Annotated in this window: 24 protein-coding genes; 11 read left to right on the top strand and 13 right to left on the bottom strand. The window is 72.7% G+C overall.

Annotated features, from left to right (window positions below; all coding sequences use genetic code 11):
- Positions 1–39 precede the first annotated feature (39 nt).
- The 4 genes from ACIQU6_RS16800 to ACIQU6_RS16785 form a co-directional block, all read right to left on the bottom strand.
- Positions 40–1242: a DUF5667 domain-containing protein gene (locus ACIQU6_RS16800; RefSeq protein WP_403482368.1), complete on the bottom strand. Its 1203-nt coding sequence runs from the start codon at positions 1240–1242 to the stop codon at positions 40–42.
- Between the two features lie 279 nt (positions 1243–1521).
- Complete coding sequence (locus ACIQU6_RS16795; protein WP_403482367.1) at positions 1522–2304, bottom strand: ECF subfamily RNA polymerase sigma factor, BldN family; 783 nt, start codon at positions 2302–2304, stop codon at positions 1522–1524.
- Between the two features lie 330 nt (positions 2305–2634).
- A complete protein-coding gene (locus tag ACIQU6_RS16790; protein WP_376568857.1) occupies positions 2635–3501 on the bottom strand; it encodes an HAD family hydrolase in 867 nt (288 codons plus the stop codon).
- A 238-nt stretch (positions 3502–3739) separates the two neighbouring features.
- Entirely contained in the window at positions 3740–4018 is a 279-nt protein-coding gene (locus ACIQU6_RS16785; protein ID WP_383410839.1) for a glutaredoxin family protein, read from the bottom strand.
- Positions 4019–4351: 333 nt separating this feature from the next.
- Between ACIQU6_RS16785 and ACIQU6_RS16780 the strand changes: the two genes are divergently transcribed.
- The 5 genes from ACIQU6_RS16780 (at position 4352) to hemB (ending at position 10250) form a co-directional block, all read left to right on the top strand.
- Positions 4352–5131: a redox-sensing transcriptional repressor Rex gene (locus ACIQU6_RS16780; protein ID WP_403482366.1), complete on the top strand. Its 780-nt coding sequence runs from the start codon at positions 4352–4354 to the stop codon at positions 5129–5131.
- Positions 5128–6498, top strand: a complete 1371-nt coding sequence (locus ACIQU6_RS16775; protein ID WP_403482365.1) for a glutamyl-tRNA reductase — start codon at positions 5128–5130, stop codon at positions 6496–6498. Before ACIQU6_RS16780 ends, ACIQU6_RS16775 begins: the two co-directional genes overlap by 4 nt.
- Positions 6495–7472 (top strand): hydroxymethylbilane synthase, encoded by a 978-nt coding sequence (hemC, locus tag ACIQU6_RS16770; RefSeq protein WP_403482364.1) that lies wholly within the window; start codon positions 6495–6497, stop codon positions 7470–7472. Before ACIQU6_RS16775 ends, hemC begins: the two co-directional genes overlap by 4 nt.
- A complete protein-coding gene (locus ACIQU6_RS16765; RefSeq protein WP_403482363.1) occupies positions 7469–9127 on the top strand; it encodes a uroporphyrinogen-III synthase in 1659 nt (552 codons plus the stop codon). Before hemC ends, ACIQU6_RS16765 begins: the two co-directional genes overlap by 4 nt.
- Positions 9128–9257: 130 nt before the next feature.
- Positions 9258–10250 carry a porphobilinogen synthase gene (gene hemB, locus ACIQU6_RS16760; RefSeq protein ID WP_403482362.1) on the top strand — a complete coding sequence of 331 codons (993 nt, stop codon included), beginning with the start codon at positions 9258–9260 and terminating at the stop codon, positions 10248–10250.
- Positions 10251–10327: 77 nt separating this feature from the next.
- Here hemB and ACIQU6_RS16755 read toward each other — a convergent pair whose 3' ends face one another.
- Positions 10328–10879 (bottom strand): DUF4232 domain-containing protein, encoded by a 552-nt coding sequence (locus ACIQU6_RS16755; RefSeq protein ID WP_403482361.1) that lies wholly within the window; start codon positions 10877–10879, stop codon positions 10328–10330.
- A 111-nt stretch (positions 10880–10990) separates the two neighbouring features.
- Positions 10991–11719: a DUF4232 domain-containing protein gene (locus ACIQU6_RS16750; protein ID WP_403482360.1), complete on the bottom strand. Its 729-nt coding sequence runs from the start codon at positions 11717–11719 to the stop codon at positions 10991–10993.
- Between the two features lie 326 nt (positions 11720–12045).
- Between ACIQU6_RS16750 and ACIQU6_RS16745 the strand changes: the two genes are divergently transcribed.
- Positions 12046–13494, top strand: coding sequence for a helix-turn-helix domain-containing protein (locus ACIQU6_RS16745; protein ID WP_403482359.1), 1449 nt, complete (start codon positions 12046–12048; stop codon positions 13492–13494).
- A 59-nt stretch (positions 13495–13553) separates the two neighbouring features.
- Here ACIQU6_RS16745 and argS read toward each other — a convergent pair whose 3' ends face one another.
- The gene (gene argS, locus ACIQU6_RS16740) at positions 13554–15308 is read right to left on the bottom strand and encodes an arginine--tRNA ligase (protein WP_403482358.1); all 1755 of its coding nucleotides are present in this window, start codon (positions 15306–15308) and stop codon (positions 13554–13556) included.
- A 222-nt stretch (positions 15309–15530) separates the two neighbouring features.
- Between argS and lysS the strand changes: the two genes are divergently transcribed.
- Positions 15531–17255, top strand: coding sequence for a lysine--tRNA ligase (gene lysS, locus ACIQU6_RS16735; protein ID WP_403482357.1), 1725 nt, complete (start codon positions 15531–15533; stop codon positions 17253–17255).
- 98 nt (positions 17256–17353) lie between these two features.
- A complete protein-coding gene (locus ACIQU6_RS16730; RefSeq protein ID WP_403482356.1) occupies positions 17354–17581 on the top strand; it encodes a hypothetical protein in 228 nt (75 codons plus the stop codon).
- A gap of 99 nt (positions 17582–17680) precedes the next feature.
- On the opposite strand, the gene ACIQU6_RS16725 is transcribed toward ACIQU6_RS16730, so the two are convergent.
- Together ACIQU6_RS16725 and ACIQU6_RS16720 are read right to left on the bottom strand one after the other, a co-directional pair.
- The gene (locus tag ACIQU6_RS16725) at positions 17681–18394 is read right to left on the bottom strand and encodes a DUF3558 domain-containing protein (RefSeq protein WP_403482355.1); all 714 of its coding nucleotides are present in this window, start codon (positions 18392–18394) and stop codon (positions 17681–17683) included.
- Positions 18395–18594: 200 nt separating this feature from the next.
- A complete protein-coding gene (locus ACIQU6_RS16720) occupies positions 18595–19482 on the bottom strand; it encodes a hypothetical protein (RefSeq protein ID WP_403482354.1) in 888 nt (295 codons plus the stop codon).
- 162 nt (positions 19483–19644) lie between these two features.
- Between ACIQU6_RS16720 and ACIQU6_RS16715 the strand changes: the two genes are divergently transcribed.
- Entirely contained in the window at positions 19645–20838 is a 1194-nt protein-coding gene (locus ACIQU6_RS16715) for an RtcB family protein (protein ID WP_403482353.1), read from the top strand.
- A 91-nt stretch (positions 20839–20929) separates the two neighbouring features.
- On the opposite strand, the gene ACIQU6_RS16710 is transcribed toward ACIQU6_RS16715, so the two are convergent.
- From ACIQU6_RS16710 to ACIQU6_RS16700, 3 genes are all read right to left on the bottom strand, one after another.
- Positions 20930–21697, bottom strand: coding sequence for an SDR family oxidoreductase (locus ACIQU6_RS16710; protein WP_403482352.1), 768 nt, complete (start codon positions 21695–21697; stop codon positions 20930–20932).
- Between the two features lie 282 nt (positions 21698–21979).
- Entirely contained in the window at positions 21980–22315 is a 336-nt protein-coding gene (locus tag ACIQU6_RS16705; protein ID WP_403482351.1) for a YnfA family protein, read from the bottom strand.
- Between the two features lie 391 nt (positions 22316–22706).
- Complete coding sequence (locus tag ACIQU6_RS16700; RefSeq protein ID WP_403482350.1) at positions 22707–24491, bottom strand: FAD-dependent monooxygenase; 1785 nt, start codon at positions 24489–24491, stop codon at positions 22707–22709.
- Between the two features lie 102 nt (positions 24492–24593).
- Here ACIQU6_RS16700 and ACIQU6_RS16695 point away from each other — a divergent pair, with 102 nt between their 5' ends.
- Positions 24594–25274: a TetR family transcriptional regulator gene (locus ACIQU6_RS16695; protein ID WP_403482349.1), complete on the top strand. Its 681-nt coding sequence runs from the start codon at positions 24594–24596 to the stop codon at positions 25272–25274.
- Positions 25275–25311: 37 nt separating this feature from the next.
- Here ACIQU6_RS16695 and ACIQU6_RS16690 read toward each other — a convergent pair whose 3' ends face one another.
- Positions 25312–25740 carry a MazG-like family protein gene (locus tag ACIQU6_RS16690; RefSeq protein WP_403482348.1) on the bottom strand — a complete coding sequence of 143 codons (429 nt, stop codon included), beginning with the start codon at positions 25738–25740 and terminating at the stop codon, positions 25312–25314.
- 143 nt (positions 25741–25883) lie between these two features.
- On the opposite strand from ACIQU6_RS16690, the gene ACIQU6_RS16685 reads away from it, so the two are divergent.
- Complete coding sequence (locus ACIQU6_RS16685) at positions 25884–26408, top strand: cupin domain-containing protein (RefSeq protein ID WP_403482347.1); 525 nt, start codon at positions 25884–25886, stop codon at positions 26406–26408.
- Positions 26409–26465: the final 57 nt, after the last annotated feature.

Below are 26465 nucleotides of genomic sequence, written 5' to 3'. Positions count from 1 at the left end.
GGAAGAACACCGAGCGCCGGAGCGGGGCCGCGGGCCCGGCTACTTGGCCGGGCCGTCGCCGTCGATGCCCAGGTCGGGCAGGAGCCCGGGCAGCAGCGGCGGGAGGGTGACGTCGGGGCGGCCGATGCCGTCCTTGCCGTGACCGCCGTCGTGCGGCGTGCTGCCGCCCTTGTGGGGCGGGTTGAGCAGACCGTCCGCGGTGCCGCCGAGCAGGCCGTCCTGCTGCGGGGACGGCGAGGCCGAGGGGCGCGGGGCCTGCTGCGCGGTGCCCTGCCCGTCGGACGTGGACCCGCTGCCGGACGGGGACGGGCGACGCGTGTCGCCACCGGTGCCCCCGCCCGCGGGTGTGCCGCGGTGCCGGCCGCGGCCCTCCGGGCCCTGCGGGAGCATCGAGCGCAGCGGACCGACCTCGTCGTCTATGGCGTCGAAGACCGAACTCACCTCGTCCCGCACGTCGGTGAGCTGCACCGGGAGCTTGGCGCGCATCTTCGACCAGGTGTCGCGGTGCGACCTGGTGAACGAATTCAGCGCCTGGATGGGGCCGAGGGAGCCGTCCCGCTCGTATGCCGCGTGCAGCAGGCGGTGCCCCTCGCCGGCGTCGTGGCGGACGCCGGCGAGCGCCCTGCGGATCTCGGCGAGTGCCTCGTGGTCGAGGTGTGCGGACCGGCCGCGCTCCATCAGGCGACGGGCCTCCAGCATCCGGGTGGACGCCTGGTCGAGGAGGAGCTGACCGCGGCCCTCCTCGTCGTCGGTCATGGTGAGCCGGAGGTCCTCCATGCCGCGCTTGAGGCCGTAGAGGGAGTCGCCGGGGAGGGCGTCGGTGCTGGCCGCGGCGACCCCGCTGAAGGCGCCGGCGGCGACGCCGACCGTCAGGCCGCCGGCCGCCAGCCCCTTGGAGAGGCGGGAGCGCGGGCGGAGCCGGCCCAGCGGAGTGGTGGGACGGTGCGCGCCCTTGGGCTCGCGTTGCTCGGGCACCCTGCCGTCACCGGACGTGGCGCCTTCGGCGAAGGCGGCCTCCATCGCGGCGACGAGCTGGGCACGTTGGACAGTCTTGACCTCGGCGGCCATCTCCGGCCTCGGGAGCTCCCCGAGACCGTCGGCGACCGCCAACAGTCGTGCGTCTGCCGGCACTTGGGCCGGATTGTCGACCTGGTCCTCGGCCGCCGCGCCCTTGAGCTCCTGCTCCTCCAGGGCCTGGGCGAAGGCGTTGGCCCGCCGGTGCACCGAGACATTCGCGATCACGGGCGGCACCTCCTCTCGTCATCCCGCTCGACTCCCCGGACTGGCTTTGACTATCCAGACGGGCCGGATGGTTGCACGCCGTCTGTCCGTGGCCACTCGAACGAGTGAGAGGCAGCGGGCATGGCGTGACCGCGTGGAGCCTGCATTCCGCACAACGAGCGGCGCGGCACACGGGTTACGCACTCACGATGATCTGACCGTCAGGGCATGACCGGTCACCAACGGTGAGTGGCGGGCGGGGTGTTGGGGATGTCGGGGAGGTCCGGCCATCGTCGTGCGTCAGCGGGCGTCTTCGGGGAGGAGCCGTGCCAGGGTGCGGACGGCCCGGTACTGGAGGGTCTTGATGGCGCCCTCGTTCTTGCCCATGACGCGGGCGGTCTCGGCGACCGAGAGGCCCTGGAGGAACCGCAGGGTGACGCATTCCTGCTGTTGGGGGTTGAGCTTGCGGACCGCCTCCAACAGGGCGGCGTTGGAGAGGGATTCGAGGACCGAGTCCTCGGGGCTGCGCTCGACCTCGTTGGCGTCGAGCATCTCTCCGGTGGTGACTTCCAGGCGGAAGCGGGAGGACTTGAAGTGGTCGGCGACGAGGTTGCGGGCGATGGTCACCAGCCAGGCGCCGAAGTCGCGGCCCTGCCAGGTGAACGTGCCGATGCGGCGCAGGGCGCGGAGGAAGGTCTCACTGGTGAGGTCCTCGGCCGTGGCGCGGCCGCCCACGCGGTAGTAGATGTAGCGGTACACCGTGTCGGCGTACTGGTCGTAGAGCCGGCCGAAGGCGTCGGCCTCGCCGGCCTGGGCGCGTTCGACGAGGTCCATCATGCGACGGCTGTCGCTGTCCGCGGGGCGTCGCGCGGTGGCGGTGCCGGCCCGGCGGCTCCTGCCGGCGGTGGCGGCCTTGCCGACCGTAGCGCTCCCGTCGGCCAGCGCGTAGCAGGGGCCGGTGGGCACGGCTGTGGCGAATGCGGGGACGGCGTACGCGGTGGGGACAAAACTGCGCAGGTGGTCGACGAGCGTCGTACGCAGCGTAGCCAGGCCCGAGGCGTCAACCCCGACGTGTGGGTACACGGGACTCCCAGAGGCAGAGCTTCCATCACGTGCAGTGCGGGACCGTTCACTCGTCGTAGGGACGTGTGGGTTCCGGATTGCGTCTGAGGAGAATAACGCTTCGTACAGGCAGCGCTACACCCAGTTGCTCAAATCATCGATTACTTACGGTCCGTGTCCGATTGGTGGCGCATCAAGTATCGATTACTGAGCAACTATTGATCGGAAGGGAGCGCAATCTGCCTGGTTGAAGGGCGTGTTGTGGTTAACCGCCAGGAAAGGGACTGACGGGGCACCGGCGGGGGTAGCCAGTGCGGATGGTCCGCCGCCGGGCCCGGTGATCAAGGACGGTCAGCGGCGGCGGCGCTGGAGGGCCACGGCGGCGGCCGCGCCGCCCGCGAGCGCGCCCACCCCGGCGGCCGCCGGGATGCCGATCCGCACCGCCTTGCGGCCCGTTCGGTAGTCGCGCACCCGCCAGCCGTGCTCCCGGGCGTGCTTGTGCAGCCGGGTGTCGGGGTTGATCGCGTAGGGGTGGCCGACGAGCGAGAGCATCGGGATGTCGTTGGCCGAATCGCTGTACGCGGCGCAGTGCGAGAGGTCGAGGTGCTCGGCGGCGGCCAGCGCGCGGACCGCCTCGGCCTTGGCCGGTCCGTGCAGCGGCTCGCCCACCAACTTGCCGGTGTAGACGCCGCCGACGGACTCGGCGACGGTGCCCAGCGCGCCGGTCAGGCCCAGCCGGCGGGCGATGATCGTCGCGGTCTCCACGGGTGCGGCGGTCACCAACCACACCTTCTGGCCGGCGTCGAGGTGCGCCTGGGCGAGCGCGCGGGTGCCGGGCCAGACGCGCTCGGCCATGTACTCGTCGTAGATCTCCTCGCCGATGCTCATGAGTTCGGCGACGCGGTGGCCCTGGACGATGGAGAGCGCGCGGTTGCGGACGTCCGCCATGTCCTCGGAGTTCTCGCCGGCCAGCCGGAAGTAGACCTGCTGGAAGGCGAAGCGGGCCAGGTCGCGCTTGTGGAAGAAGTGCCGCTTGTACAGGCCGCGGCCGAAGTGGAAGAGGGCGGCGCCCTGCATGATCGTGTTGTCGAGGTCGAAGAAGGCGGCCGCGCTGGCGTCGCCGACGACCGGGAACTCCGGCTCGGCCGGCTCCTCGACGGGCGGCGCCTCCTGCGACGACTTCCGGGCGGCCTCGGCCGCGGCCTCGCCGGCCAGCACGCTGCGTGCGGTGGCGGGTCGTCTGCGGCGGGTGAACCACCCCGTGGGGAAGAGTGCCCCGGCGGGGCTCCGATCAGGGCGATGGGCGGGCGACGGGCGGGCCATGCGGCTAGCGTAGCCAGTTTGTTCGGTGCAGCCGGTTACGGGCGCGTGTCCGGAGGCACCGGGGCGCCCGACGGTTGCGTTACGGCCAACCGCGGGGCCCGCGGGCAGGGGGGAGCGCCGCGGGGCGGGGTGCTCAGGCGCCCAGTGCGGTGCGCAGTCGCTGGGGGTCGACCCGCCAGAAGTCGTGCTGGGCGCCGTCGACGAGGACGACCGGAATTTGCTCCCAGTACTTGCGGTGCAGTTCGGCGTCCTCGGTGATGTCCTTCTTCTCCCAGGACGCACCGGTCTCCGCGCAGACCTTCTCGATCACCGCCTGGGCGTCGTCGCAGAGGTGGCAGCCCGGCTTCCCGACCAGGGTGACCATCCGGTCGGCGGGGCTCTTACGGGGGGTGCGGCTGAACAAGGGGGCCATGGGGTCATTGTGCCGGTTCGCGGAGGGAGCTCCGGGGCGGTCGTTTCGCTTACCATCGATGGGCGATTTGCAGGTTTCCGGGGGCATAGCGGTGAGGAGTGAGGGCGCGTGCTCCCGTCTGTCCTGCCGCGAATCACCGGTGGCGCGCGCGAACGGTGTGACGGGGGAGTTGGTTCCGCGGGCCCCTGTAAAAGCTGCGTGAGCCCCATCACTTTGCCCGGACAAAGCGGACACCATCTTTGTGCACGCGTTCACAAAGACATAGCCTGCAAGAGACAGGGCGGTCGGGTTGCTGACGGCCGCCCGCAGCCCCGCTCTACCCGCAGGAGCACCGTGGCAACTGGCCGAACTCACCGACCGGCGACCCGAAGCCGAGGCATCCCCGAGGCCACCGTCGCCCGGCTACCGCTGTATCTGCGTGCACTGACCGCGCTCTCCGAGCGCTCGGTCCCCACGGTGTCCTCCGAGGAGCTCGCGGCCGCGGCGGGAGTCAACTCCGCGAAGCTGCGCAAGGACTTCTCCTACCTCGGCTCCTACGGGACCCGCGGCGTCGGCTACGACGTGGAGTACCTCGTGTACCAGATCTCGCGGGAGCTCGGCCTCACCCAGGACTGGCCCGTGGTCATCGTCGGCATCGGTAACCTCGGCGCCGCGCTCGCCAACTACGGCGGCTTCGCCTCCCGCGGCTTCCGGGTCGCCGCGCTGATCGACGCCGATCCGGCGATGGCCGGCAAGCCGGTCGCGGGCATCCCGGTCCAGCACACCGACGAGCTGGAGCAGATCATCCAGGACAACGGCGTCTCGATCGGCGTGATCGCCACGCCGGCCGGCGCCGCCCAGCAGGTCTGCGAGCGCCTCGTCGCCGCCGGTGTCACCTCGATCCTCAACTTCGCGCCGACCGTGCTCTCCGTCCCCGACGGGGTGGACGTCCGCAAGGTCGACCTGTCCATAGAGCTGCAGATCCTCGCCTTCCACGAGCAGCGCAAGGCGGGCGAGGAGACCGGCGCGGGCGCCCCCGAGGGTGCCCCGGCGGCGTCCCCGGCCTCCGCCGCGGCCGTCGCGACCGAACGCAAGGGACCCGACGGGGACGTCCCCGCCGTGATGCCGGCATGAGTCTCCTGGTCGTCGGACTGAGCCATCGCAGCGCGCCGGTGAGCGTGCTGGAGCGGGCCGCGCTCGCCCCGGAGAGCCGCGGCAAGCTGCTCCAGGACGTGGTGTCGGCGGAGCCGGCCACCGAGTCCGCGGCGCTCTCCACCTGCAACCGCATCGAGCTCTACGCGGACGTGGACAAGTTCCACGCCGGCGTCGCCGAGCTGTCCACCCTCCTGGCCCGCCACTGCGGCGTCGGACTGGAGGAGCTGACCCCGCACCTCTACGTCCACTACGAGGACCGCGCCGTCCACCACCTCTTCTCGGTGGCCTGCGGCCTGGACTCCATGGTGGTCGGCGAGGGCCAGATCCTCGGCCAGATCAAGGACGCGCTGGCCGTCGCCCAGGAACAGCACACCGCCGGGCGGCTGCTCAACGACCTCTTCCAGCAGGCCCTGCGGGTCGGCAAGCGCGCGCACAGCGAGACCGGGATCGACAAGGCCGGCCAGTCGCTGGTCACCTTCGGCCTGGAGCAGCTCGCCGGTGGCGCGGACGTCGCCGGCTGGGCGCGGGGCAAGCGGGCGTTGGTGATCGGCGCCGGCTCGATGTCGTCGCTGGCCGCCACCACCCTCGCCCGCAACGGCGTCGGCGAACTGGCCGTCGCCAACCGGACGGTGGCCCGCGCCGAGCGGCTGGTGCAGATCCTCACCGAGCCTGGTGGGCCGGGCGCCGGCACCGGGCTGGCCGCCCGCGCGATCGCGATGGACGCCGTCGCGGCGGAGCTGGCCGAGGCCGAGATCGTCGTCTCCTGTACCGGCGCGTCCGGACTGGTGCTGACCGGTGAGGCGATCGCCGCCGCGCTGGCCGGGCGCACGGGGCTGCTGGCGCTGCTCGACCTCGCCATGCCGCGCGACATCGACGCGGCGGTGCACGGGATCGACGGGGCGCGCCTGGTCGACATCGAGACGCTGGCCGAGGCGTCCGCCGACGCCCCGATGGCCGCCGACGTGGACCGGGTCCGCGGCATCGTCGCCGAAGAGGTCGCCGCGTTCGGCGCCGCCCAGCGGGCCGCGCACATCACCCCCACCGTGGTCGCCCTGCGCACCATGGCCGCGGACGTCGTCAGCAGCGAGATGGGCCGGCTGGAGGGCCGCCTGCCCGACCTCGACGACAAGCAGCGCGCGGAGATCACCCAGACCGTCCGGCGGGTCGTCGACAAGCTGTTGCACGCGCCCACCGTGCGGGTCAAGCAGCTTGCCAGCGAGCCCGGCGGCGCCGGGTACGCGGACGCGCTGCGGGAACTGTTCGACCTCGACCCGCAGACGGTCGCCGCCGTCAGCAGGGCCGACACCCGGGCCGACCGGCCCGAAGCAGCACGGGAGCGGGCATGACCGACAGTACGAGAAGCACCCTGCGCCTGGGCACCCGGCGCAGCAGGCTGGCCATGGCCCAATCCGGGCTGGTGGCCGAGGCGGTGCGCGCGCTGACCGGCCGCCCCGTCGAACTGGTGGAGATCACCACCTACGGCGACACCTCCCGCGAGCACCTGGCGCAGATCGGCGGCACCGGCGTCTTCGTCTCCGCGCTGCGCGACGCGCTGCTGGCCGACGAGATCGACTTCGCCGTCCACTCGCTCAAGGACCTGCCGACCGCGCAGCCCGCGGAGTTGGCGCTGGCCGCCATACCCGTGCGCGAGGACCCCCGGGACGCGCTGGTCGCGCGGGACGGGCTCACCTTCGAGGAGCTGCCCGACGGCGCCCGGGTGGGCACCGGCTCGCCCCGGCGGATGGCGCAGCTCAACGCCTGGGCCAAGGTCCTGGGCAAGCGCATCGAGACCGTCCCGGTCCGGGGCAACGTCGACACCCGGATCGGCTTCGTCGAGAACGGTGAGTTGGACGCGGTCGTGCTGGCCGCCGCCGGCCTCACCCGGATCGGCCGGATCGACGAGGCGACGCAACTGCTGTCGCCCGACGTGGTTTTGCCCGCCCCCGGCCAGGGGGCACTGGCGATCGAGGTCGCCGCGACACATGCGGACCTCATCGCCGCGCTCGCCGAGCTCGACGACCCGGCAACCCGGGCCGCCGTGACGGCCGAGCGCTCCCTGCTCGCCGCCCTGGAGGCCGGCTGCTCCGCCCCCGTGGCGGCGCTGGCCGACGTCCAGGCTGACGAGCAGGCTGTCACCGAAATGCACCTGCGCGGTGTCGTCGGCACGACCGACGGCAGCACGCTGGTGCAGCTGTCCACCACCGGGCACGTACCTGCCTCTCTTGACGATGAATCGATCCCGCTCGCCATGGGCCGGGAACTCGCCGTCGAGATGCTCGCTAAGGGTGCGGCCGGTCTTATGGGGGAGCGAGCACTTTGAACCCCACCGCCCCAAACCACTCCGCCTCCGGTCAGGTCACCTTCCTGGGTGCCGGGCCGGGAGACCCGGGCCTGCTGACGCTGCGCGCGGTGGAGGCACTGGCCTCCGCCGACGTCCTCGTCGCCGACCCGCAGGTCCTGGACGTCGTGCGTGTGCATGCACGCGCGCAGGTGGACACCCCGTTGCAGGCGTCTGCTGACGAGGCGTCAATCCCCGGCAGTCCCACCGGCGTTTCAGCCCTTCGGGACACCGCCAATCTTGTCATGGCGGCCGCGCGCGCCGGCAAGCGGGTCGTCCGTGCGGTGACCGGCGACCCCGGGCTCGACGGCGATGTCGCCGAGGAGATGCTGGCCTGCGCCGCCGAGGGCATCGTCTTCGAGGTCGTGCCCGGCATCGCCGCCGCGGTCGGCGTGCCCGCCTACGCCGGGGTGCCGCTGCGCGACGCCGAGGGCACCGACGTGCGCTTCATCGACGCCCGCAGCGCCGACGAGCGCTGCTGGACCGAGCTGGGCACCAGCGACGCCACCGCGGTGGTCTCCACCAGCCTGGACTCGGTGGCCGCGGCCGCCGGTGAACTGGTGGCCGCCGGCCGCAAGCCGGACACCCCGATGACCGTCACGGTCGCCGGCACCACCACCCGGCAGCGCACCTGGACCGCCACGCTGGGCACCGTCGCCCAGGTCCTCAAGGCCGCCAAGGTGCTGCCGTCGCCGGACGGCGGGCAGCCCGTCATAGCCGTGGTCGGCGAGCGCAGCGCCGCCGCCCAGCGCGACCAGCTCTCGTGGTTCGAGAACAAGCCGCTGTTCGGCTGGCGGGTGCTGGTCCCGCGGACCAAGGAGCAGGCCGCCTCGCTCTCCGACCAGTTGGTCTCCTACGGCGCGGTGCCGCACGAGGTCCCGACCATCGCCGTCGAACCGCCGCGCACCCCGCAGCAGATGGAGCGCGCGGTCAAGGGCCTGGTCACCGGCCGCTACGAGTGGATCGCCTTCACCTCGGTCAACGCCGTCAAGGCCGTCCGGGAGAAGTTCGAGGAATACGGGCTGGACGCCCGGGCGTTCGCCGGCATCAAGGTCGCGGCGGTCGGCGAGCAGACCGCCAAGGCGCTGGTCGCCTTCGGCGTGAAGCCCGACCTGGTGCCGTCCGGCGAGCAGTCCGCGGCCGGCCTGTTGGAGGACTGGCCGCCCTACGACCCGGTCTTCGACCCGATCGACCGGGTCTTCCTGCCGCGCGCCGACATCGCCACCGAGACCCTGGTGGCCGGCCTGATCGAGCTGGGCTGGGAGGTCGACGACGTCACCGCCTACCGGACCGTGCGCGCCTCGCCGCCGCCGGCCGAGACCCGCGAGGCGATCAAGGGCGGCGGCTTCGACGCGGTCCTGTTCACCTCGTCCTCGACCGTGCGGAACCTCGTCGGCATCGCCGGCAAGCCGCACAACGTGACCGTGATCGCCTGCATCGGTCCGGCCACCGCCAAGACCGCCGAGGAGCACGGGCTGCGGGTCGACGTGATGTCGCCCGAGCCGTCGGTGCACAAGCTGGCCGAGGCGCTCGCGGACTTCGGCGCGGCACGCCGCGACGCCGCGGTCGAGGCCGGGGACCCGGTCACCCGCCCCAGCGAGCGGCGGCCGGGCTCGCGCCGGCGGGCCCGTAGCTGAGCGGGATCCGGCACGCCGCGCAGGGGCGCCTCCGTTTGGGGGCGCCCCTCGCGCGTGCCCGCTCCGCCGCCCCGGACGGCCGACGTTCCGTCGGCAAAGGCGGGTGCGGGGCGGGCGTAGCGTGGAGGGCATGACGAAGTACGGAAGCTATCCGGGGGCGCGGCCGCGCCGGCTGCGCACCACCCCCGTCATGCGGCGGATGGTCGCGGAGCACCGCCTGCATCCGGCCGACCTGATCCTCCCGGCCTTCGTGCGCGAGGGCATCGCCGAGCCGGTGCCGCTCGCCGCCATGCCGGGCGTCGTCCAGCACACCCGGGACACCCTGCGCAAGGCCGCGGTCGAGGCGGTCGAGGCCGGGGTCTCCGGGATCATGCTGTTCGGCGTGCCCGAGGACGCCAAGAAGGACGCGGTGGGCACGGCGGGCACCGACCCGGACGGCATCCTCCAGGTCGCCCTCCGGGACGTGCGGGCCGAGGTCGGCGACGACCTGGTGATCATGTCGGACCTGTGCCTGGACGAGTTCACCGACCACGGCCACTGCGGGGTGCTGGACGCCCAGGGGCGGGTCGACAACGACGCGACCCTGGAGCGGTACGCCGAGATGGCGCAGGTCCAGGCCGACGCCGGCGCCCACGTGGTGGGTCCCAGCGGCATGATGGACGGTCAGGTCGGCGTCATCCGGGACGCGTTGGACCAGACCGGCCACGAGGACGTGTCGATCCTCGCCTACGCCGTGAAGTACTCCTCGGCGTTCTACGGCCCGTTCCGCGAGGCGGTCGGCTCGTCGCTGCAGGGCGACCGGAAGACCTACCAGCAGGACCCGGCCAACCTCCGGGAGTCGCTGCGGGAGTTGGCGCTCGACCTCGACGAGGGCGCTGACATGGTCATGGTCAAGCCGGCGCTGCCCTACCTCGACGTGCTGGCGAAGATCGCGGACGAGGCGGACGTGCCGGTCGCCGCGTACCAGATCTCCGGCGAGTACGCGATGGTCGAGGCGGCCGCCGAGAAGGGCTGGATCGACCGCGACAAGGCGATCCTGGAGACCCTGACCGGCATCAAGCGGGCCGGCGCCCAGACGATCCTCACCTACTGGGCGACGGAGGTCGCGCGGAAGCTGCGCTGACCGGCGACGACGCGAAGGGGCCCCGGGCGCCGCAACGGGATTGCGGCGCCCGGGGCTTCGTCATACCGGCCGACGTCTCACCACACCAGGGCGTCGGCCGGGTTGGTCTGCCAGTAGGTGACGAAGGCCGAACTGTCCACGTACACGCCGCCCTTGGGCAGCTTCGGGCGGGCCCAGCCGCCCACGCTGCCGTCCATCGCGCGGTTGGAGAACAGCACGCCCAGCCTGTGCGCCTGGTACCCGTGGGTGCCCTCCGGCGACTCGGTGCCGATGGCGGCGTACGCGCTCTGGCCCGGCTCCAGGGTGACGACGGCCTGCGGGACGCTGTCCTGGAGCACGAAGGTGGCGGCCTGGGCGTCGTCGAAGCGCAGGACGGGCGCGCCGTACGCGTAACAGGGCTTGCTGCCGGTGTTGGTGGCGGTGAGCAGCAGGTGGTTGAGCGGGCGGTTCACCTTCTGGACGGTGACCTTGGTGGTGGCGGCGGTGCAGGTGACCGGCTTGGCCGGGGCCTTGGCGGCGGCGGTGGCGGTGGCCGGGGCGGAGGCCAGCGCGCCGAGGGCCAGCGTGGCGGTCAGGGCCGCGGCGGCGGCCGTGGCGCGGGTGGAGCGGCGGCGGAGGCGGGTCAGCATGGGGTGGGGTTCCTTTCTCGGGGGCCCGTGTGGGCCGTTGAACGGTCTTCGGCGGGCCGGGTGCGGTGGGCGAAGTGGAGTGCCGGTGCCGGGTGTTGGTGGCGCCGGGCGTTACTGGAGCGCGTCGGCCGCGCTGGTCAGCCAGTAGGTGACCCGCAGCGCATTGTCGATGTGCACGCCGCCGGCCTGGAGTGCGGCGTCGGCCATCTTGTCGTTGTCCTGGAAGCCGACCTTCAGGTGCCGTGCGGTGTAGCCCCCGCCGCCGCTGCCGTCGCCGGCGGAGAGGATGATGCCCGCATAGCCCTTCGCGCCCGGCTTGAGCGAGGTGACGGCCTGGGGCTTGCTGTCCTCCATGACCGGCGGCACGGACTGCGCCCCCTCGAACTGGACGATCGGGTAGCCCATCAGGTCGCACATCGCGGAGCCGGTGTTGGTGACCGTCAGGAGCATGTGGTTGAGCGGGCGCGGCGCCAGGGTGGCGGTGACCTTGGTGTTGGTGGCGGTGCAGGGGACGCGGTGGGCCGGGTCGTAGGGGTCGGAGGCCGCCGGGTGCCGCTTGCCGGAGGACGCCGTCGAGCCGCCGCCGGTGGTGGATCCGGAGTGCGATCCGGAGGAAGAACCGGAAGCGGAACCGGAGGAGTTCGAGTTCGAGGCGCTCGGCTCCGGCGCTGCGCCCGGGGAGGCGGCGGCGGACGCGGTGGCGTTCGCCGTGGCGGAGCCCTCGTTCCGTACGCCCGAGCCGTTGTCGGGGCCGCAGGCCGTGAGCGAGAGCGCGGCGAGCGCGAGGGTGGCGGCGGCGAACAGGCGGGTGCGGGGTCGGCGGAGGACCGGGGAGCGCATGGCTGGATCTCGCTATCTGTGCGGCGGGTTGGACGTGGCTGACGGGCCGGCCGGGCGTGGCCGACCGGACCGGTTGGGCCGGCTGGGCTGTCGTGATCTGCTGGTGGGGTGCGCGGCCGGTGACCGGGTGACCGGGGGACGCGCGGCGCTCGACCCGTTCGAGGGGAGCGGCGTGCTTGGATGGCCCCAGCTTGCGGCCCGTTGTGTCCCAGCCGCCAGCGCCGCCCGGAAACCCGGGACGCTGGAACGCTCAAACCGGATCTGACCTGGGAGAATGGGGGCCGCATGGAATGGCTGGTTGGAACGGCGGGGGGACGGAGGAGCACGTGGGGGCGGGGGATCTCACCGCATTGCTGCGGGAGTTGAAGGAGCGGTCGGGGCTGAGCTACGGGGTGCTCGCCAAGCGGCTGCACCTGAGCACGTCGACGCTGCACCGGTATGTCAACGGGACCGCGGTGCCGACCGAGTTCGCACCGGTCGAGCGGCTGGCGCGGCTGTGCCGGGCGACGCCGGAGGAACTGGTGGAGGTCCACCGACGGTGGATCGTGGCCGACGCGGCCCGGGGGCGCCGGACCGCGGACCCCGCAGCACAGAAAACGGAACCGGAACCGGAGCGCGAACCGGACCCGGAGCAACCGGAATCGGAGCAGCCCGAGCCGGAGCAACCGCTACCGGTGCAACAGCCGGCACCGGAAGGGAAGTCGGGACCCCCACCGGCCACGACGAGCCCATCGGCCCCCTCGACCCCACATCCCCTCTCCACCCCTCGCATTCCCCGCATTCCCCGCATTCCCCGCGCGCGCCGCCTGGCCGCCGTCGTCGGCGTGGGCGTGGCCCTGGCCCTCGGCGCCACCGCCCTCGCCGTGCAAGGCGGCTCGGGGACGTCGGGGACGTCAGGGACGGCCGCCGAGGCATCGCCCGACGGCGCCGGCCGGCCCGCGACCGGGACACCGGGAGCCGGCGGCCCGGAGCATCCCCCGAGCGGCACGGCCGGAACGGGCGCCAAGGGGCGCGGCACCGACGGGCCGGGCACCGACGACGCGAACGGCAGCGGGGCCGACGGCAAGGGCACCGGGGACACCGCCTCCCCCGGCGCGACCGCCCCCGGCGGCGGCCGGCCGGCCACCGGCACCCCGCTGACCGTCTCCACCCAGCCGCAGTTCTGGGACAGCCCCTGCGGCCACCCCTACCTCCTCGACCGCGCCCCGTCCGCCCTCACGCCCCCGCCCAACGAACAGGACGCCCCCGGCTGGGTGTCGGTCTACAAGGCGGTGTCCGCCGGCGAGCAGACCGTGCGGCTGATCGTCCAGGGCACCGGCGAGGACACCGTCGTCCTGGAGTCCCTGCACGTCCGCGTCGTCGGCAGCGACGCCCCGCTCGCCTGGAACGACTACGCGATGGGGTACGTCGGGGTGGGCTGCGGCGGCGATGTGCCCAAGCACTCCTTCGACACGAACCTCGACGCCTCGGTGCCCCGCCTGACCCCGTCGTCGGACGCGAAGGACGACTTCCCGTACACGGTCAGCGCGCACGACCCGGAGACCTTCTACGTCAACGCGACCGTCAGGGACCACCACGTGCGCTGGTACCTGGAGTTGACCTGGTCCAGCGGCGGGCGGCGCGGGACGATGACCATCGGCGACACCGGGCAGCCGTTCCGCACCAGCGGCGACCAGGGGCGGCCGCAGTACGGGTACTCGCTCGACAAGAAGGCGTGGGTGCGGATCCGGCGCGGGCCGGACGGATCGGTCACCGAGCTCCCGGACGGCGCGTGAACGCCCGGGCCCCGTACCGCGAAGTGCGGTACGGGGCCCGGGCGTTGCGTTGCGGGCGCCTACAGCCGCTCGGGGGTGCGGATGCCCAGCAGTGCCATGCCCTTGTGCAGGGTGCGGGCGGTCAGGTCGCAGAGGAAGAGGCGGTTCTCCACCTGCTGCGGGGTGTCCGCCTTCAGCACCGGGCACTGGTCGTAGAAGGTCGTGTAGAGCGACGCGAGCTGGTAGAGGTACGCGGCCAGCTTGTGCGGGGCGTACTCCGCCGCGGCCTCGGCGACGGTGTCGCCGAACGCGTCCAGGTGCAGGCCCAACGCCCGCTCCGCCGGGGCCAGTTCGAGCTCCGGGTGGGCGGTCGGCCGGGTCTCGCCGGCCTTGCGCAGGATCGACTGGATGCGCGCGTAGGCGTACTGGAGGTAGACGGAGGTGTCGCCGTTGAGCGAGACCATCTGGTCCAGGTCGAACTTGTAGTCGCGGCTCGGCGACGTGGACAGGTCCGCGTACTTCACCGCGCCGATGCCGACCTGCGCGGCCCGCTCCTGGATCTCGTCCTCGGTGAGGTCCAGCGCCTTCTCACGCACCACCTCGGCGGCGCGCTGGACGGCCTCGTCGAGCAGGTCCTGCAGCCGCACCGTCTCGCCCTCACGGGTCTTGAACGGCTTGCCGTCCGCGCCGAGCACCGTGCCGTAGCCCATGTTGTGGGCCTTGGTGCGGTCGTTCAGCCAGCCCGCCCGGCGGGCCGTCTCGAAGACCATCCGGAAGTGCAGCGACTGGCGGACGTCCACGACGTAGAGCAGCGTGGTGGCGTCGAGGTCGAAGACGCGGTTGCGGATCGCGGAGAGGTCGCTGGCCGCGTAGCCGAAGCCGCCGTCCGCCTTCTGCACGATCAGCGGGACCGGCTTGTCGTCCTTGCCCTTGATCTCGTCGAAGAAGACGACCAGCGCGCCCTCGGAGCGCACGGCGACGCCGGACTCCTCCAGCAGCCGCGCGGTCTCGGCCATCATCGCGTTGTACGCGGACTCGCCGACGATCTCCTCGTCGCGGATCTCCATGTCCAACTTCTCGAAGACCGAGTAGAAGTAGACCTTCGACTCGTCCACGAACCGCTGCCACAGGGCGAGGGTCTGCTCGTCGCCGGACTGCAGCGCGACGACCCGCTTGCGCGCCCGCTCCTTGAACTCCGCGTCGGCGTCGAAGACCGCGCGGGACGCCTTGTAGACGCGGTTGAGGTTGCTCATCGCCTGGTCGCCGTCGGTGTCGGCGGCCGGCGCGAGCTGCTCCGGGTTCTCGATCAGGTACTGGATGAGCATGCCGAACTGCGTGCCCCAGTCGCCGATGTGGTGGCGGCCGATGGTCTTCTCGCCGGTGAAGTCCAGCATGTTGCGCAGGGCGTCGCCGATCACCGCCGACCGCAGGTGGCCGACGTGCATCTCCTTGGCGACGTTGGGCTGCGCGTAGTCGATGACCGTGGTGCCGGTGGTGGCCGCGCGCGGCACGCCGAGCCGGTCGTCGGCGGCGCGCTCGGCGAGCGTGGTGGTGATCGCCGAGTCCGCGACGGTGATGTTGAGGAAGCCCGGGCCGGAGACCTCGACCTCCGCCAGGACGTCGTCGGAGCCGAGCCCCTCGACGACCTTGCCGGCCAGCTCCCGGGGGTTGCCCCCCAGCTTCTTGGCCAGCGCGAGCAGCCCGTTGGCCTGGAAGTCGGCCCGGTCGCTACGTCGCAGCAGCGGGTCCGCGGCGCCGGCCTCCGGCAGGGCTGCCGAGAGGGCGTCCGCGACGCGCTGGTTGACCGTAGCTGACAGGGAGGTGACCGAGGCCATTGAGCTGCCGTTCCGTTGGGGTGGAAAGGGTTTGCCCCGAGTATCCCACGGCACCACCACTGAATTTCCGGGCGGCGGGCGTCTGGGACAATGGGCGGCGTCAGGCTTGTCCGTCCGGACCGTTCCGCCCGCGCCGCGGGTGACGGAGCGCGGCACCGGAGGGCGCGAGTGGGCGCATCGGAAAGCCACCGGGAAGAGCACCAGGAAGAGGAAGGGCCGATCGTGGCTCAGCAGAGCACCGAGACCGACTGGGTCTCCAGGTTCGCGGACGAGGTCATTGCCGAGGCGGAGCGCCGCGCCCCCGGCAAACCGGTCGTCGTCGCCTCGGGCCTGAGCCCGTCCGGCCCGATCCACCTCGGCAACCTCCGCGAGGTGATGACCCCGCACCTGGTCGCCGACGAGATCCGCCGCCGCGGCCACGCCTGCGTGCACATCCTGAGCTGGGACGACTACGACCGGTACCGCAAGGTCCCGGCCGGCGTCGACCCGTCCTGGGAGGAGCACATCGGCAAGCCGCTGACCGCGGTGCCGGCCCCGCCCGGCAGCACCCACGCCAACTGGGCCGAGCACTTCCGGGCCGCCATGGAGGAGGCGTTGGCGGAGCTGGGCGTGACCTACCGCGGCGTCAGCCAGACCGCGCAGTACACCTCCGGCGCCTACCGCGAGCAGGTCCTGCACGCGATGAAGCACCGCAACGAGATCGACGCCGTCCTGGACCGCTACCGCACCAAGGACAAGGCGACCGGCAAGCCGAAGAAGCAGCAGAAGCCGGTCGACGAGGCCGAGTTGGAGGCGGCCGAGGGCTCCGGCGCGGCCACCGAGGACGACGGCAGCGCCGGCGGCGCGGGCTACTACCCGTACAAGCCCTACTGCACGGTCTGCAACAAGGACTTCACCAAGGTCATCGGCTACGACGACGCGACCACCGACCTGACCTACGAGTGCGTCGCCTGCGGCCACTCCGAGACCGTGGCGCTGCGCGAGTTCGACCACGGCAAGCTGGTCTGGAAGGTCGACTGGCCGATGCGCTGGGCCTACGAGGGCGTGATCTTCGAGCCGTCCGGCGTGGACCACTCCTCGCCCGGCTCGTCGTTCGTCGTCGGCGGCCAGATCGTCCGCGAGGTGTTCGGCGGCGACCAGCCGATCGGCCCGATGTACGCCTTCGTCGGCATCAGCGGCATGGCGAAGATGTCCTCGTCCAAGGGCGGGGTGCCCACCCCGGGTGACGCGCTGCAGATCATGGAGGCGCCGCTGCTGCGCTGGCTGTACGCCCGCCGCAGGCCCAACCAGTCCTTCAAGATCGCCTTCGACCAGGAGATCCAGCGGCTCTATGACGAGTGGGACAAGCTGGTCGCCAAGGTCGCCGACGGCACCGCGCAGCCCGCGGACGCCGCGGCGCACGCCCGGGCGATCGGCACCGCCGCCGGTGAACTGCCGCGCACGCCGCGCCCGTTGCCGTACCGCACGCTGGCCTCCGTCGCGGACATCACCGCGGGCCACGACGAGCAGACCCTGCGCATCCTGAGCGAGCTGGACCCGGAGCACCCGGTCGCGTCCCTGGACGAGACCCGGCCGCGGCTCGACAAGGCGGAGCACTGGATCGCCACCCAGGTCCCCGCCGACCAGCGCACCGTCGTCCGCGCGGAGCCGGACGCCGAACTGCTGGCCTCCCTGGACGACCAGTCCCGCGGCGCGCTGCGGCTGCTGCTGGAGGGCCTGGACGACCACTGGTCGCTGGACGGCCTGACCACGTTGGTCTACGGCGTCCCGAAGGTCCAGGCGGGCCTCACCCCGGAGGCCAAGCCGACCCCGGAGCTGAAGGTCGCCCAGCGCGCCTTCTTCGCCCTGCTCTACAACCTCCTGGTCGGCCGCGACACCGGCCCCCGGCTGCCCACGCTGCTGCTCGCGGTGGGCGCGGACCGGGTCCGCACGCTGCTGGGCGGCTGAGCGGAGGAGAGCGACGGCGTCGGCTCCTCCTTGAGAGCGAGAACGGGTTCGGCCCCGGGAACGAGGGTTCCCGGGGCCGAACCCGTCACGATGGCTCTATGAGGGGAATCATCGGTTTCATCGTCATGCTCCAGGGCGGCCTGGGCCTCGTCGGCCGGCTCTTCTTCGACGGCCCCTGGGGCGTGCTGCACCACTTCGTCGACCTGTCGACGCCCGTCTACGCCGGCATCTTCGCCGTCGGCGTCGCCCTGCTGGGCTGGGAGGAGTGGGACCGCAACCGCAAGGGGAAGGCGGCGGAGGGCGCTTCGGGCGGCCAGGGCGCCTGAAGGTGCCCACCGGCGCCTTCAGGCGCCAACTCCCGCCAGGCCGGAGCCGCTTGCCGCACAGGACCGTCGGAGGGTCTCCTCCGACGGTCCTGTGACGTGTCAGGCGCCGTTGGCCTTGGCCGCCGAGGCGACGGCCTCCTTGGCGGCGGCCTGGACGGCCTTCAGCAGGTCGTTGCCGTTGGGGGAGTCGGCCCCGGCCATGCCCGCGCCGTTGTAGTTGACCGTCACGACGATGTTGGCGGTGCGCGCCACGACCGTCGTGTTCTTGAAGTCGTTGTCGTCCTTGGAGATGTCGTAGGTGATGGCGGTGGCCGCGTCACCGGTGCCGGTGGACGCCACCGCGTTGACCTTCTTGGCGCCCTGGGTGCCCTTGGCGTCGTTGATCTGCTGGGTGTAGAAGTCCGTGGCGCGCTTGTCGCCGGAGCCGACGGTCGGGTCGGAGTCGTAGCGCTGGTAGGCGACGTCCAGCCAGCGGAACTGGGTGCCGTCGACGCCCTGCTCGTCCGAGCTGCTCCAGGAGCAGGCCCCGCGGGCGTTGGCGTCGGTGGACTTGCCCTGGTTGCCGGCGGCGTCCTTCACCTTGGGCAGCATCTTGTTGATGGTGTCCTTGGAGAACGCCTCGCAGGGGTTCGGCAGCTTCTTGAACTTGGCCGCCGCGACGGTCGGCGACGGCGAGCCCGTGGCGCTGGACGAGCCGGAGGGAGTGCTGCCACCGGAGCTCTTGCTGTCCGAGCCGGAGCACCCGGCGACGAGCAGCACCGGTACTGCTGCGCAGGTGAGGAGGCTGGCGAGTCGCTTGGCTGATCGGTGCATGGTTCCTTCGCTGTTCGTCGTCGTCGAGTCGTTGCGGACCCTTGTGGAACGTGACGACCCGCCCCACCGGTCGGGACGGGTCCAAGGGCACGGTACGCGGCGCAGCGAGGCGAGTGGTCGTTTCGCGGCGATTGACCGACGGGGCGAATCGGGCGAAAGCGGTATCAATACCCTCTTCGTGGCGATCTGCTCTTACGGTGCTATTCGCTGAGCCTGTCGGCCAGTTCGCCGGCCAGGGAACGGGCCTTGTCCTGCAGTTCCTGGCTTTCCGGCAGTCGCGTCTTGTCCGTGGACCACTGGTCGTAGGTGAGCGTCACGATGACGTTCGACGTGCGAAAGACCACAGTGATGTCGCGGTGCACGCCGGAGTCGGCGGTGATCAGCTGGTCGTTGAGGAAGCCCACGTCGCCGAGGCCGTCCAGGACGCGCGGCGCGAGCGGGCCGCCGGGGTTCGACGCGGGGGCGGAGGGGGCGTCGGACGGGCTGGCCGACGGCGAGCCCTTGTCCGCCGAACCGTCCGCCTTCTTCCCGCCGGTGTCCTTGCCCGTGGCGCTGTCCCCGGGCTTGGGCTGGTCCGAGGGCTGGTCCTTCGGGGACGCTGAGGGCGAGGCGGCCTCGGTGCCGGCGGACGGGATCTTGGCGGCCTTCTCCTTGTCGGAGTAGAGCTGTTGCGCCCGGTCGTCGTCGCTGACCGCGGCGTCGTACGAGACCACGCGCTGGATGTCGAGCGTGAGGTGGCGGGTGCCCGCGGTGGTCTCCCGTGCCCACTGGCAGCCGACCCGGCGGTCGGTGTCGTAGGTGATGTCGGCCCGGCCGGCGAGGATCTTCTCCGCGTCCGCCTGCGACGGTTGCTGGCCGTCGCCGGGCAGCATGTCGCGCAGGGTGCTGCGCGAGGGGAGGGTGCAGGGCTCCGGCAGGGTCTGGTAGCGGCCGGGCTGGGCGGACTGGCTGGCGGCGGTGGCGTCGCCGCCCTTGCCGTCGCCGCCGCTGGTGTCGGTGGTGGAACCGCCGGAGCAGCCGGTGAGGCCGGCGGCCAGGGCTGCGGTGACCAGCAGCGCGGCACCCGGTACGAACGATTTGCGCGGCACCGTTCGTGGCTCCTCTCCCGCGGAAATGTGGTTGCCGCCGGGCGGCGGCCGATGGACACAATGTGTACCGCACGTCGAGCCGTGAACGCCGGTTCGCCGTCCAGGATCGGACGTATTGTCCGCATAGTGCGTTTTTCGGATTTCCGGGGGAAGAGTTCAGCCATGTCGTACACCGAAGTGCCCGGCGCCCAGGTGCCGATCCGGATGTGGGCCGACCCGTCCACGGTCGAGGGCGTCGCGATGCAGCAGTTGCGCAACGTCGCCACGCTGCCGTGGATCAAGGGCCTGGCCGTCATGCCGGACGTGCACTTCGGCAAGGGGGCCACCGTCGGCTCGGTCATCGCGATGAACGGGGCGGTCTGCCCGGCCGCCGTCGGCGTGGACATCGGCTGCGGCATGAGCGCGGTCAGGACCTCGCTCACCGCCGACGACCTGCCCGACGACCTGTCCCGGCTGCGCTCCCGGATCGAGCGGACCATCCCGGTGGGCCGGGGGATGCACGACGACCCGGTCGACCCGCGCCGGATCCACGGCTTCCCGACCGCGGGCTGGGACGACTTCTGGGCGCGCTTCGACGGGGTGGCCGAGGCGGTCAGGTTCCGGCACGAGCGGGCCGCCAAGCAGCTCGGTTCGCTGGGTTCGGGCAACCACTTCATCGAGTTCTGCCTCGACGAGAGCGGCGCGGTCTGGCTGATGCTGCACTCCGGCTCCCGCAACATCGGCAAGGAACTGGCCGAGCACCACATCGAGCAGGCCCGCAACCTGCCGCACAACCAGGGGCTGGTCGACCGCGACCTCGCCGTCTTCGTCGCGGACACCCCGCAGATGGCGGCCTACCGCAACGACCTGTTCTGGGCGCAGGAGTATGCCCGGCACAACCGTGACGTGATGATGGCCCTGTTCCAGGACGTCGTCCGCAAGGAGTTCCCCAAGGCCCGGCCGACCTTCGAGCCGGTGATCTCCTGCCACCACAACTACGTGGCGGAGGAGACCTACGACGGCATGGACCTGCTGGTGACCCGCAAGGGCGCGATCCGGGCCGGCAGCGGCGACCTGGGGATCATCCCCGGCTCGATGGGCACCGGTTCGTACATCGTCCGGGGACTGGGGAACCCGGCGTCCTTCAACTCCGCCTCGCACGGCGCCGGTCGGAAGATGAGCCGGAACGCCGCGAAGAAGCGCTTCTCCACGCGCGACCTGGAGGAGCAGACCCGGGGCGTGGAGTGCCGGAAGGACTCCGGGGTCGTCGACGAGATCCCCGGCGCGTACAAGCCGATCGAGAAGGTCATGGACCAGCAGCGGGACCTGGTCGAGGTCGTCGCCAAGCTCAAGCAGGTGGTGTGCGTCAAGGGGTGAGGGCCAGGAGGGCGCCGGGTCGGGCCCGGGCGGGCTCGGAACCGGCCCGGGGCGGGGCGCTGTCGGGGCGCCCCGCCCCGGGCCTCTTGTCTCAATTGCCGCGGTGCACCTTGGTGTTGGACGCCTGGGCGCGGGGGCGGACGACGAGCAGGTCGATGTTGACGTGCGGGGGGCGGGTGACCGCCCAGGCGACGGTGTCGGCGACGTCCTCCGCGGTGAGCGGCGCGTCCACGCCCTCGTAGACCCGGGCGGCCTTGTCGGTGTCGCCGCGGAAGCGGGTGGTGGCGAACTCCTCGGTCTTGACCATGCCGGGGGCCACCTCGATGACCCGCACCGGCTGCCCGCACAGCTCCAGGCGGAGCGTCTCGGCGATGACATGGGCGCCGTGCTTGGCGGCCACGTACCCGCCGCCGCCCTCGTACGTCGCGTGCCCGGCGGTGGAGGAGAGGACGACGACGGTGCCGTCGCCGGAGGCCGTCAGTGCGGGCAGCAGCGCCTGCGTCATGTGCAGCACGCCGAGCACGTTGACCTCGTACATCGCGCGCCAGTCGGCCGGGTCACCGGTGGCGACCGTCTCCGAACCGAGCGCGCCGCCGGCGTTGTTCACCAGGACGTCGATCGAGGGGAAGCGGTCCATCTCCTGAGCGAAGGCGTCGACGGCGGCGCGGTCGGTGACGTCGAGCGCGTACGCCTCGGCGTGTGGCAACTCGGCGGCGAGGGCCTCGATCCGGTCCTTGCGGCGGGCGGTGAGCACCACGCGGTAGCCGGCGGCGGCCAGGGCCCGGGCGGTCGCGGCACCGATGCCACTGCTCGCTCCGGTGACGACGGCGGTACGGAGGCCGGCGGTGTCGGCGGTCATGGTGCTCTCCCTCTACACGGTGTGGGTGGACAGTGAGCCGAGCCGCGGTGCGGCACGTGAACTGCGGCGCCGCGCATGGACCGTGGTGCGGTGCGTGCGCGGCAGCGTGGTTCGCGACCCGCGGTGCGGAACGTGTCCTGTGGTGTGGGTGATGCGTCTGTGGTCAGGATATGCAGTGGTGGAGGGTGCGTTGGCGGTCGGTGGGTGTGCGCTTCCCGCTTCGGCCCCGAGGCTTGATGGCGTCCCCGGCGCGGGGGACCGGGGCGGGGCGCGCTCGTTCGTCTAGTGGCCGCGGGGGGCGTACATGATCACGGCCATACCGGCCAGGCAGACCAGCGCGCCGATGACGTCCCAGCGGTCGGGGCGGTAGCCGTCCGCGACCATGCCCCAGAGCAGCGACCCGGCGACGAACACCCCGCCGTACGCGGCGAGGATCCGACCGAAATGGGCGTCCGACTGGAGCGTGGCGACAAAGCCGTACAGGCCCAGGGCGATCACCCCGGCGCCGATCCACGCCCAGCCCCGGTGTTCCCGCACCCCCTGCCAGACCAGCCAGGCACCGCCGATCTCGAAGAGCGCGGCGACGATGAACAGGGCGGCGGAGCGGGCGACGAGCATGCCGCCCAGCGTAGAGAACGCCGGCGGGCCGGCGTCTTGGCGGTCCGGTATGCGGGTGCCCGGTGGCCGGTGGCCGGTGGCCGGTGCCTCGGCCTTGGGGCGCGGCCTCGGGTCTCGGCGGCCCAGGGGCTGGGCTGTGGGCTGCTGGGCGGTGCGGCGTCGGGACCGGTTTTGGCGTCGGGGCCGGTTTTTGTGTGGTGCGCCTCCCTGCCGTCGTGGTGGGTGCCGGGTGCGGGGCCTCCGGGGTGGGTGTTCGGGCTGCTTCGCTTTACGTCCGAACACCCACCCCTCCGGTCCCGCACCCTCCCGTGAGGGAACGGGGTCCTGCTGCCCCCGGGGCGAGCGGCGTGGGGCGAGCGGCCCAGAGCGAGCGGGCCGGGGCGGCAGCGGGTCATATCTGTTCGGAAGGCGCGGAGCGCCCGGAGCGTGTCGAGGGCTCGGAGGGGGCGGAGGTCGTGGACGGGGCGAAGGGGGTGAACGGTGCGGTGGCGGGCCGGGGTTGGGGGATGGTGGGGGCCGTCGCGGTGCCGGTCCAGTGGGCGAGGGCGGTGCGGATTTCGGCGGTGCGCTCGGTGGGGGTGGTGGTGTCCGTGGCCCAGGCGATGTAGCCGTCGGGGCGGACCAGGACGGCCGTCGTGCGGTCGCTCGCCCAGGAGGCGGTGACCAACCGGTCGGGGGCGGGGACCGGGGGCGCGTCCGACGACGGTGCGTCCGTCGCCGATGCGTCCGTCGGCGGCTCGTGCTCGGGGGTTATCAGGGCGAACTTGCCCTGCCGGAGGAGCTCGTAGAGTCGGCCGCCGCCGGCGAGGCGGATGTCGGGGGCGCGCCGGCCGGCCAGTCGATGGGCGCCGGGGCCGGCCGGGTAGGCGAGGTCGATGCCGGAGAGGCTGCCGACCGCCCGGCGGGGCAGCGCCGGCACCCGCCGGAGGAGCTGCAGGCCGAGGCCGCGCAGCGCCCGGGCGGGGGCGGAGCGCATCAGCGCGAGCCGGATGATGGCACCGCTGCTGCGCAGCACCGTCTTGCCGACCGGATGACGCTCCGCCTGGTAGCTGTCCAACAGGCTGTCGGGGGAGTGGCCCCGGAACACCGCCGCCAGCTTCCAGCCGAGGTTGGCCGCGTCCTGGAGGCCGACGTTCATCCCCTGGCCGCCGGCCGGGGAGTGGACGTGCGCGGCGTCACCGGCGAGGAAGACCCGCCCGACGCGGTAGGACGGGGCCTGCCGCTCGTCGCTGTGGAAGCGGGAGACCCAACGGGCGTCGTGCAGGCCGAAGTCGGTGCCGAAGGCGAGGCGGGTGACCTCGCGGACCTCGCCCAGGGTGGCGGGGGCGTCCTCGGCGGCCTGGGCGTGGCGGTTCCAGCCGATGACGCGGTACCAGCCGTCCCCGAACGAGGCGATCAGGCCGAAGGCGTCCGGGGTGGCGTTGACGGTGAAGGGGGAGGCGGGGGGCTGGGCCAGCCGGACGTCGGCGAGGACGACGGAGCGGATGACGGCCTTGCCGGGGAAGGGCAGGCCGATCGCCTCGCGGACGGAGCTGCGGCCCCCGTCGGTGCCGACCACATAGGCGGCACGCAGGCTCCCGAGGCCGTCGCCCGCGCCGCCGTGCTCCGCGCCGCCGTGCCCCTGACCGTCGCCCGGGCCGCCGTTCGCGCCAACGGCCGCCCGGAAGTGGACCGTTGCGCCGTCCGCGTCCTGGTCCAGGCCCAGCACCTCGGAGCCGTACCGGAAGGTGACGCCGGCCCGCTCGGCGCGCCGCAGCAGCAGGCGCTCGATTTCGTACTGCGGGGTGATCAGGACGAAGGGGAAGCGGGAGCGGAGCCGGGCCATCGGCAGCGTCGCCATCCCGAACAACTGGAGCCCGGCGAGCCGATGGCCGCCCGCGACCAGTTCGTCGGCGAGTCCGCGGGCGTCCAACTGCTCCAGTGACCGGGCGTGCACGGCCAGGGCCCGGCTGAGATTGCTGGTGGTGCGCTCCCGGCGCTCCAGGAGCGTGACGGCCAGGCCGGCCTCGGCGAGATCGCCGGCGAGCAGCAGCCCGGTCGGGCCGGCGCCCACCACGATCGCGTCCGCGTCCCGCCCGGTCGGCGCGGCGTCGGTCGGGCGCGCGTCCGCTCTGCCGACGGCGTGGCTCTCGCTGTCGCCGCGGGTGGCTCCTGGCTTGCGGTTGAGGGCATCCATGACTGTCGCCTCCTGCCAACGCATGTTGGTCAACGCTTGTTGGCAAAAGCGTATGGTGTCCACGGCTCGCGTGTCAACGGTTGTTGGCCTACATTTGTTGGCATGGTCGAACGTGCTCTCTCCGCCACCCCCGCCGACGCTTCTTCCGGCGCCCCCGAGGTCCGGCCGGAGGTCGACAACGGCCCCGTCCCCGTCGTCCCCGAGGCCCCCGACGCCGGCGTCCACCCCCGCCCCCGCCGTTCCGACGCCACCCGCGCCGCGATCCTCGCCGCCGCCCGGGACCGCTTCGCCGCCGACGGCTACGAGCGGGCCACCATCCGCGCCATCGCCCGGGACGCCGGCATCGACCCGTCGATGGTGATGCGCTACTACGGCAACAAGGAGGGCCTCTTCGCCGCCGCCTCCGCGATCCGCGTGCCCGCCCTCGACCTCGCCGCGGTGCCGGTCGGGGAGCGGGGCGCCCGGCTCGTCCGCCACTTCATCGAGCTCTGGGAGGGCGACGAGACGCTCACCGGCATGATGCGCGTCGGCGTCACCAACGAGGCCGGCGCGGAGCGGATGCGGCAGGTCTTCACCGAGCAGGTCCGCCCGATGCTCGACGCGGTCTGCACGGTGCCGGAGGAGGCGCCGGCCCGCGCCGCCCTGGTCGGATCGCAGATCCTGGGCATGGCGCTGTGCCGCTACGTCCTGCACTTCGGCCCCGCCGTCGACTTCAGCCACGACGAGCTCGTCGCCTGGATGGCCCCCACCATCCAGCGCTATCTGACGGCCGAACGACCGTAGCGGCGGCCCCCGTTGGGGCGGCGCGGCGGCCGACGGCTCAGGCCGACGGCCCCGCGCCCCCGTCCGGCACCTGCCCCGCGATGCGCCGCAGATGGGCCTCGAAGACCCGCCGCGCCTCGGGCGTCAGCGTCCGCAGCGCCACCATCGCCGTCACGATGACATCGCACAGCTCCGCCTGGACGTCGTCCCAGGTGTGGCTGTGGCCCTTGCGCGGATTCTGGCCGGTGGCCCCGATGACGGCCTGGGCGACCTCGCCGGCCTCCTCCGAGAGCTTCAGGAACCGCAGCAGCCGCTCCTGCTCCGCCGGCAGCACGCTCTCCCGGTCGAGCCAGCGCACCAGCCCGTCGACGGTGTCCCAGGGGGCGGCGTCGGACGGGGGCGCGGAAGAACGGGCGGGAACGGGCCGGGAGTTGGCGGCGGCCGGAGTGTGCGCGGGCTCCGGCGGGACGGTGGGGTGATCGGGCATGGCCCGATTCTGCCGCTCGTTCCGGGGCCCGCGCCCCCGTGGCCCCTAGGGTGAGGCGACACCGGCAGGAGAGGCGACGACCGACAGACCGGCGCACCGGGGCGACCCCGGGCGCGGCGGACGAGCGGAAGGCGGCCAGGCGGATGGACGAGCACCCCGAGATGCCCCGCGACCGGTTCCCCCAGGAGCTGATCGCGTTCTACGGGCTGACCCGGCTGCCCCGCGAGGGCGGCTGGTACCGCAGCACCTGGGCCGGCCCGGAACGGCCGGACGGCCGGCCCGAGGGCACGGCGATCGTGATGCTGCTGACCGCCGAGCCGGGCGTCTTCTCCGCCCTGCACCGGCTCCCGACCGACGAGATCTGGCACTTCTACCGGGGCGACCCGCTCACCCTGCTCCTGCTGCCCGAGCACGGTGACGCCGGCGGTGCGGCCGCCCGCACCGTCGTCCTCGGCCCGGACGTACTCGGCGGTCAGCACGTGCAGTTCACGGTCCCGGCCGGCACCTGGATGGCCGCCGAGGTCGCCCCCGGCGGCTCCTGGACGCTCTTCGGCTGCACCATGGCGCCCGGCTTCACCTTCGCCGACTACGAGCACGGGGACGCCGGCCGGTTGGCCGCGCGCTTCCCTCAAGAGGCGGCACGGATCGGGGCGTTGAGCCGAGCGTGACGGCGACGCCCACCCGTCGGGCCCACCCGGCACCCGACGGGCCCACCCCGCAGCGAG

This window comes from Streptomyces sp. NPDC090442, assembly GCF_044769405.1.
Classification (GTDB): Bacteria; Actinomycetota; Actinomycetes; order Streptomycetales; family Streptomycetaceae; genus Streptomyces.
Note: the sequence above shows the minus strand (reverse complement) of the source record. Positions and strands in the feature narration are given on the sequence as shown.

What these genes read in the sequence shown, in the direction of transcription:
- ACIQU6_RS16785 (WP_383410839.1), bottom strand. Translation starts at nt 4,018, where the DNA reads ATGGCCCCCTTGTTCAGCCGCACCCCCCGTAAGAGCCCCGCCGACCGG.
- ACIQU6_RS16775 (WP_403482365.1), top strand. Translation starts at nt 5,128, where the DNA reads ATGAGTCTCCTGGTCGTCGGACTGAGCCATCGCAGCGCGCCGGTGAGC.
- hemC (WP_403482364.1), top strand. Translation starts at nt 6,495, where the DNA reads ATGACCGACAGTACGAGAAGCACCCTGCGCCTGGGCACCCGGCGCAGC.
- hemB (WP_403482362.1), top strand. Translation starts at nt 9,258, where the DNA reads ATGACGAAGTACGGAAGCTATCCGGGGGCGCGGCCGCGCCGGCTGCGC.
- ACIQU6_RS16755 (WP_403482361.1), bottom strand. Translation starts at nt 10,879, where the DNA reads ATGCTGACCCGCCTCCGCCGCCGCTCCACCCGCGCCACGGCCGCCGCC.
- ACIQU6_RS16750 (WP_403482360.1), bottom strand. Translation starts at nt 11,719, where the DNA reads ATGCGCTCCCCGGTCCTCCGCCGACCCCGCACCCGCCTGTTCGCCGCC.
- argS (WP_403482358.1), bottom strand. Translation starts at nt 15,308, where the DNA reads ATGGCCTCGGTCACCTCCCTGTCAGCTACGGTCAACCAGCGCGTCGCG.
- ACIQU6_RS16730 (WP_403482356.1), top strand. Translation starts at nt 17,354, where the DNA reads ATGAGGGGAATCATCGGTTTCATCGTCATGCTCCAGGGCGGCCTGGGC.
- ACIQU6_RS16725 (WP_403482355.1), bottom strand. Translation starts at nt 18,394, where the DNA reads ATGCACCGATCAGCCAAGCGACTCGCCAGCCTCCTCACCTGCGCAGCA.
- ACIQU6_RS16715 (WP_403482353.1), top strand. Translation starts at nt 19,645, where the DNA reads ATGTCGTACACCGAAGTGCCCGGCGCCCAGGTGCCGATCCGGATGTGG.
- ACIQU6_RS16710 (WP_403482352.1), bottom strand. Translation starts at nt 21,697, where the DNA reads ATGACCGCCGACACCGCCGGCCTCCGTACCGCCGTCGTCACCGGAGCG.
- ACIQU6_RS16705 (WP_403482351.1), bottom strand. Translation starts at nt 22,315, where the DNA reads ATGCTCGTCGCCCGCTCCGCCGCCCTGTTCATCGTCGCCGCGCTCTTC.
- ACIQU6_RS16700 (WP_403482350.1), bottom strand. Translation starts at nt 24,491, where the DNA reads ATGGATGCCCTCAACCGCAAGCCAGGAGCCACCCGCGGCGACAGCGAG.
- ACIQU6_RS16695 (WP_403482349.1), top strand. Translation starts at nt 24,594, where the DNA reads ATGGTCGAACGTGCTCTCTCCGCCACCCCCGCCGACGCTTCTTCCGGC.
- ACIQU6_RS16690 (WP_403482348.1), bottom strand. Translation starts at nt 25,740, where the DNA reads ATGCCCGATCACCCCACCGTCCCGCCGGAGCCCGCGCACACTCCGGCC.
- ACIQU6_RS16685 (WP_403482347.1), top strand. Translation starts at nt 25,884, where the DNA reads ATGGACGAGCACCCCGAGATGCCCCGCGACCGGTTCCCCCAGGAGCTG.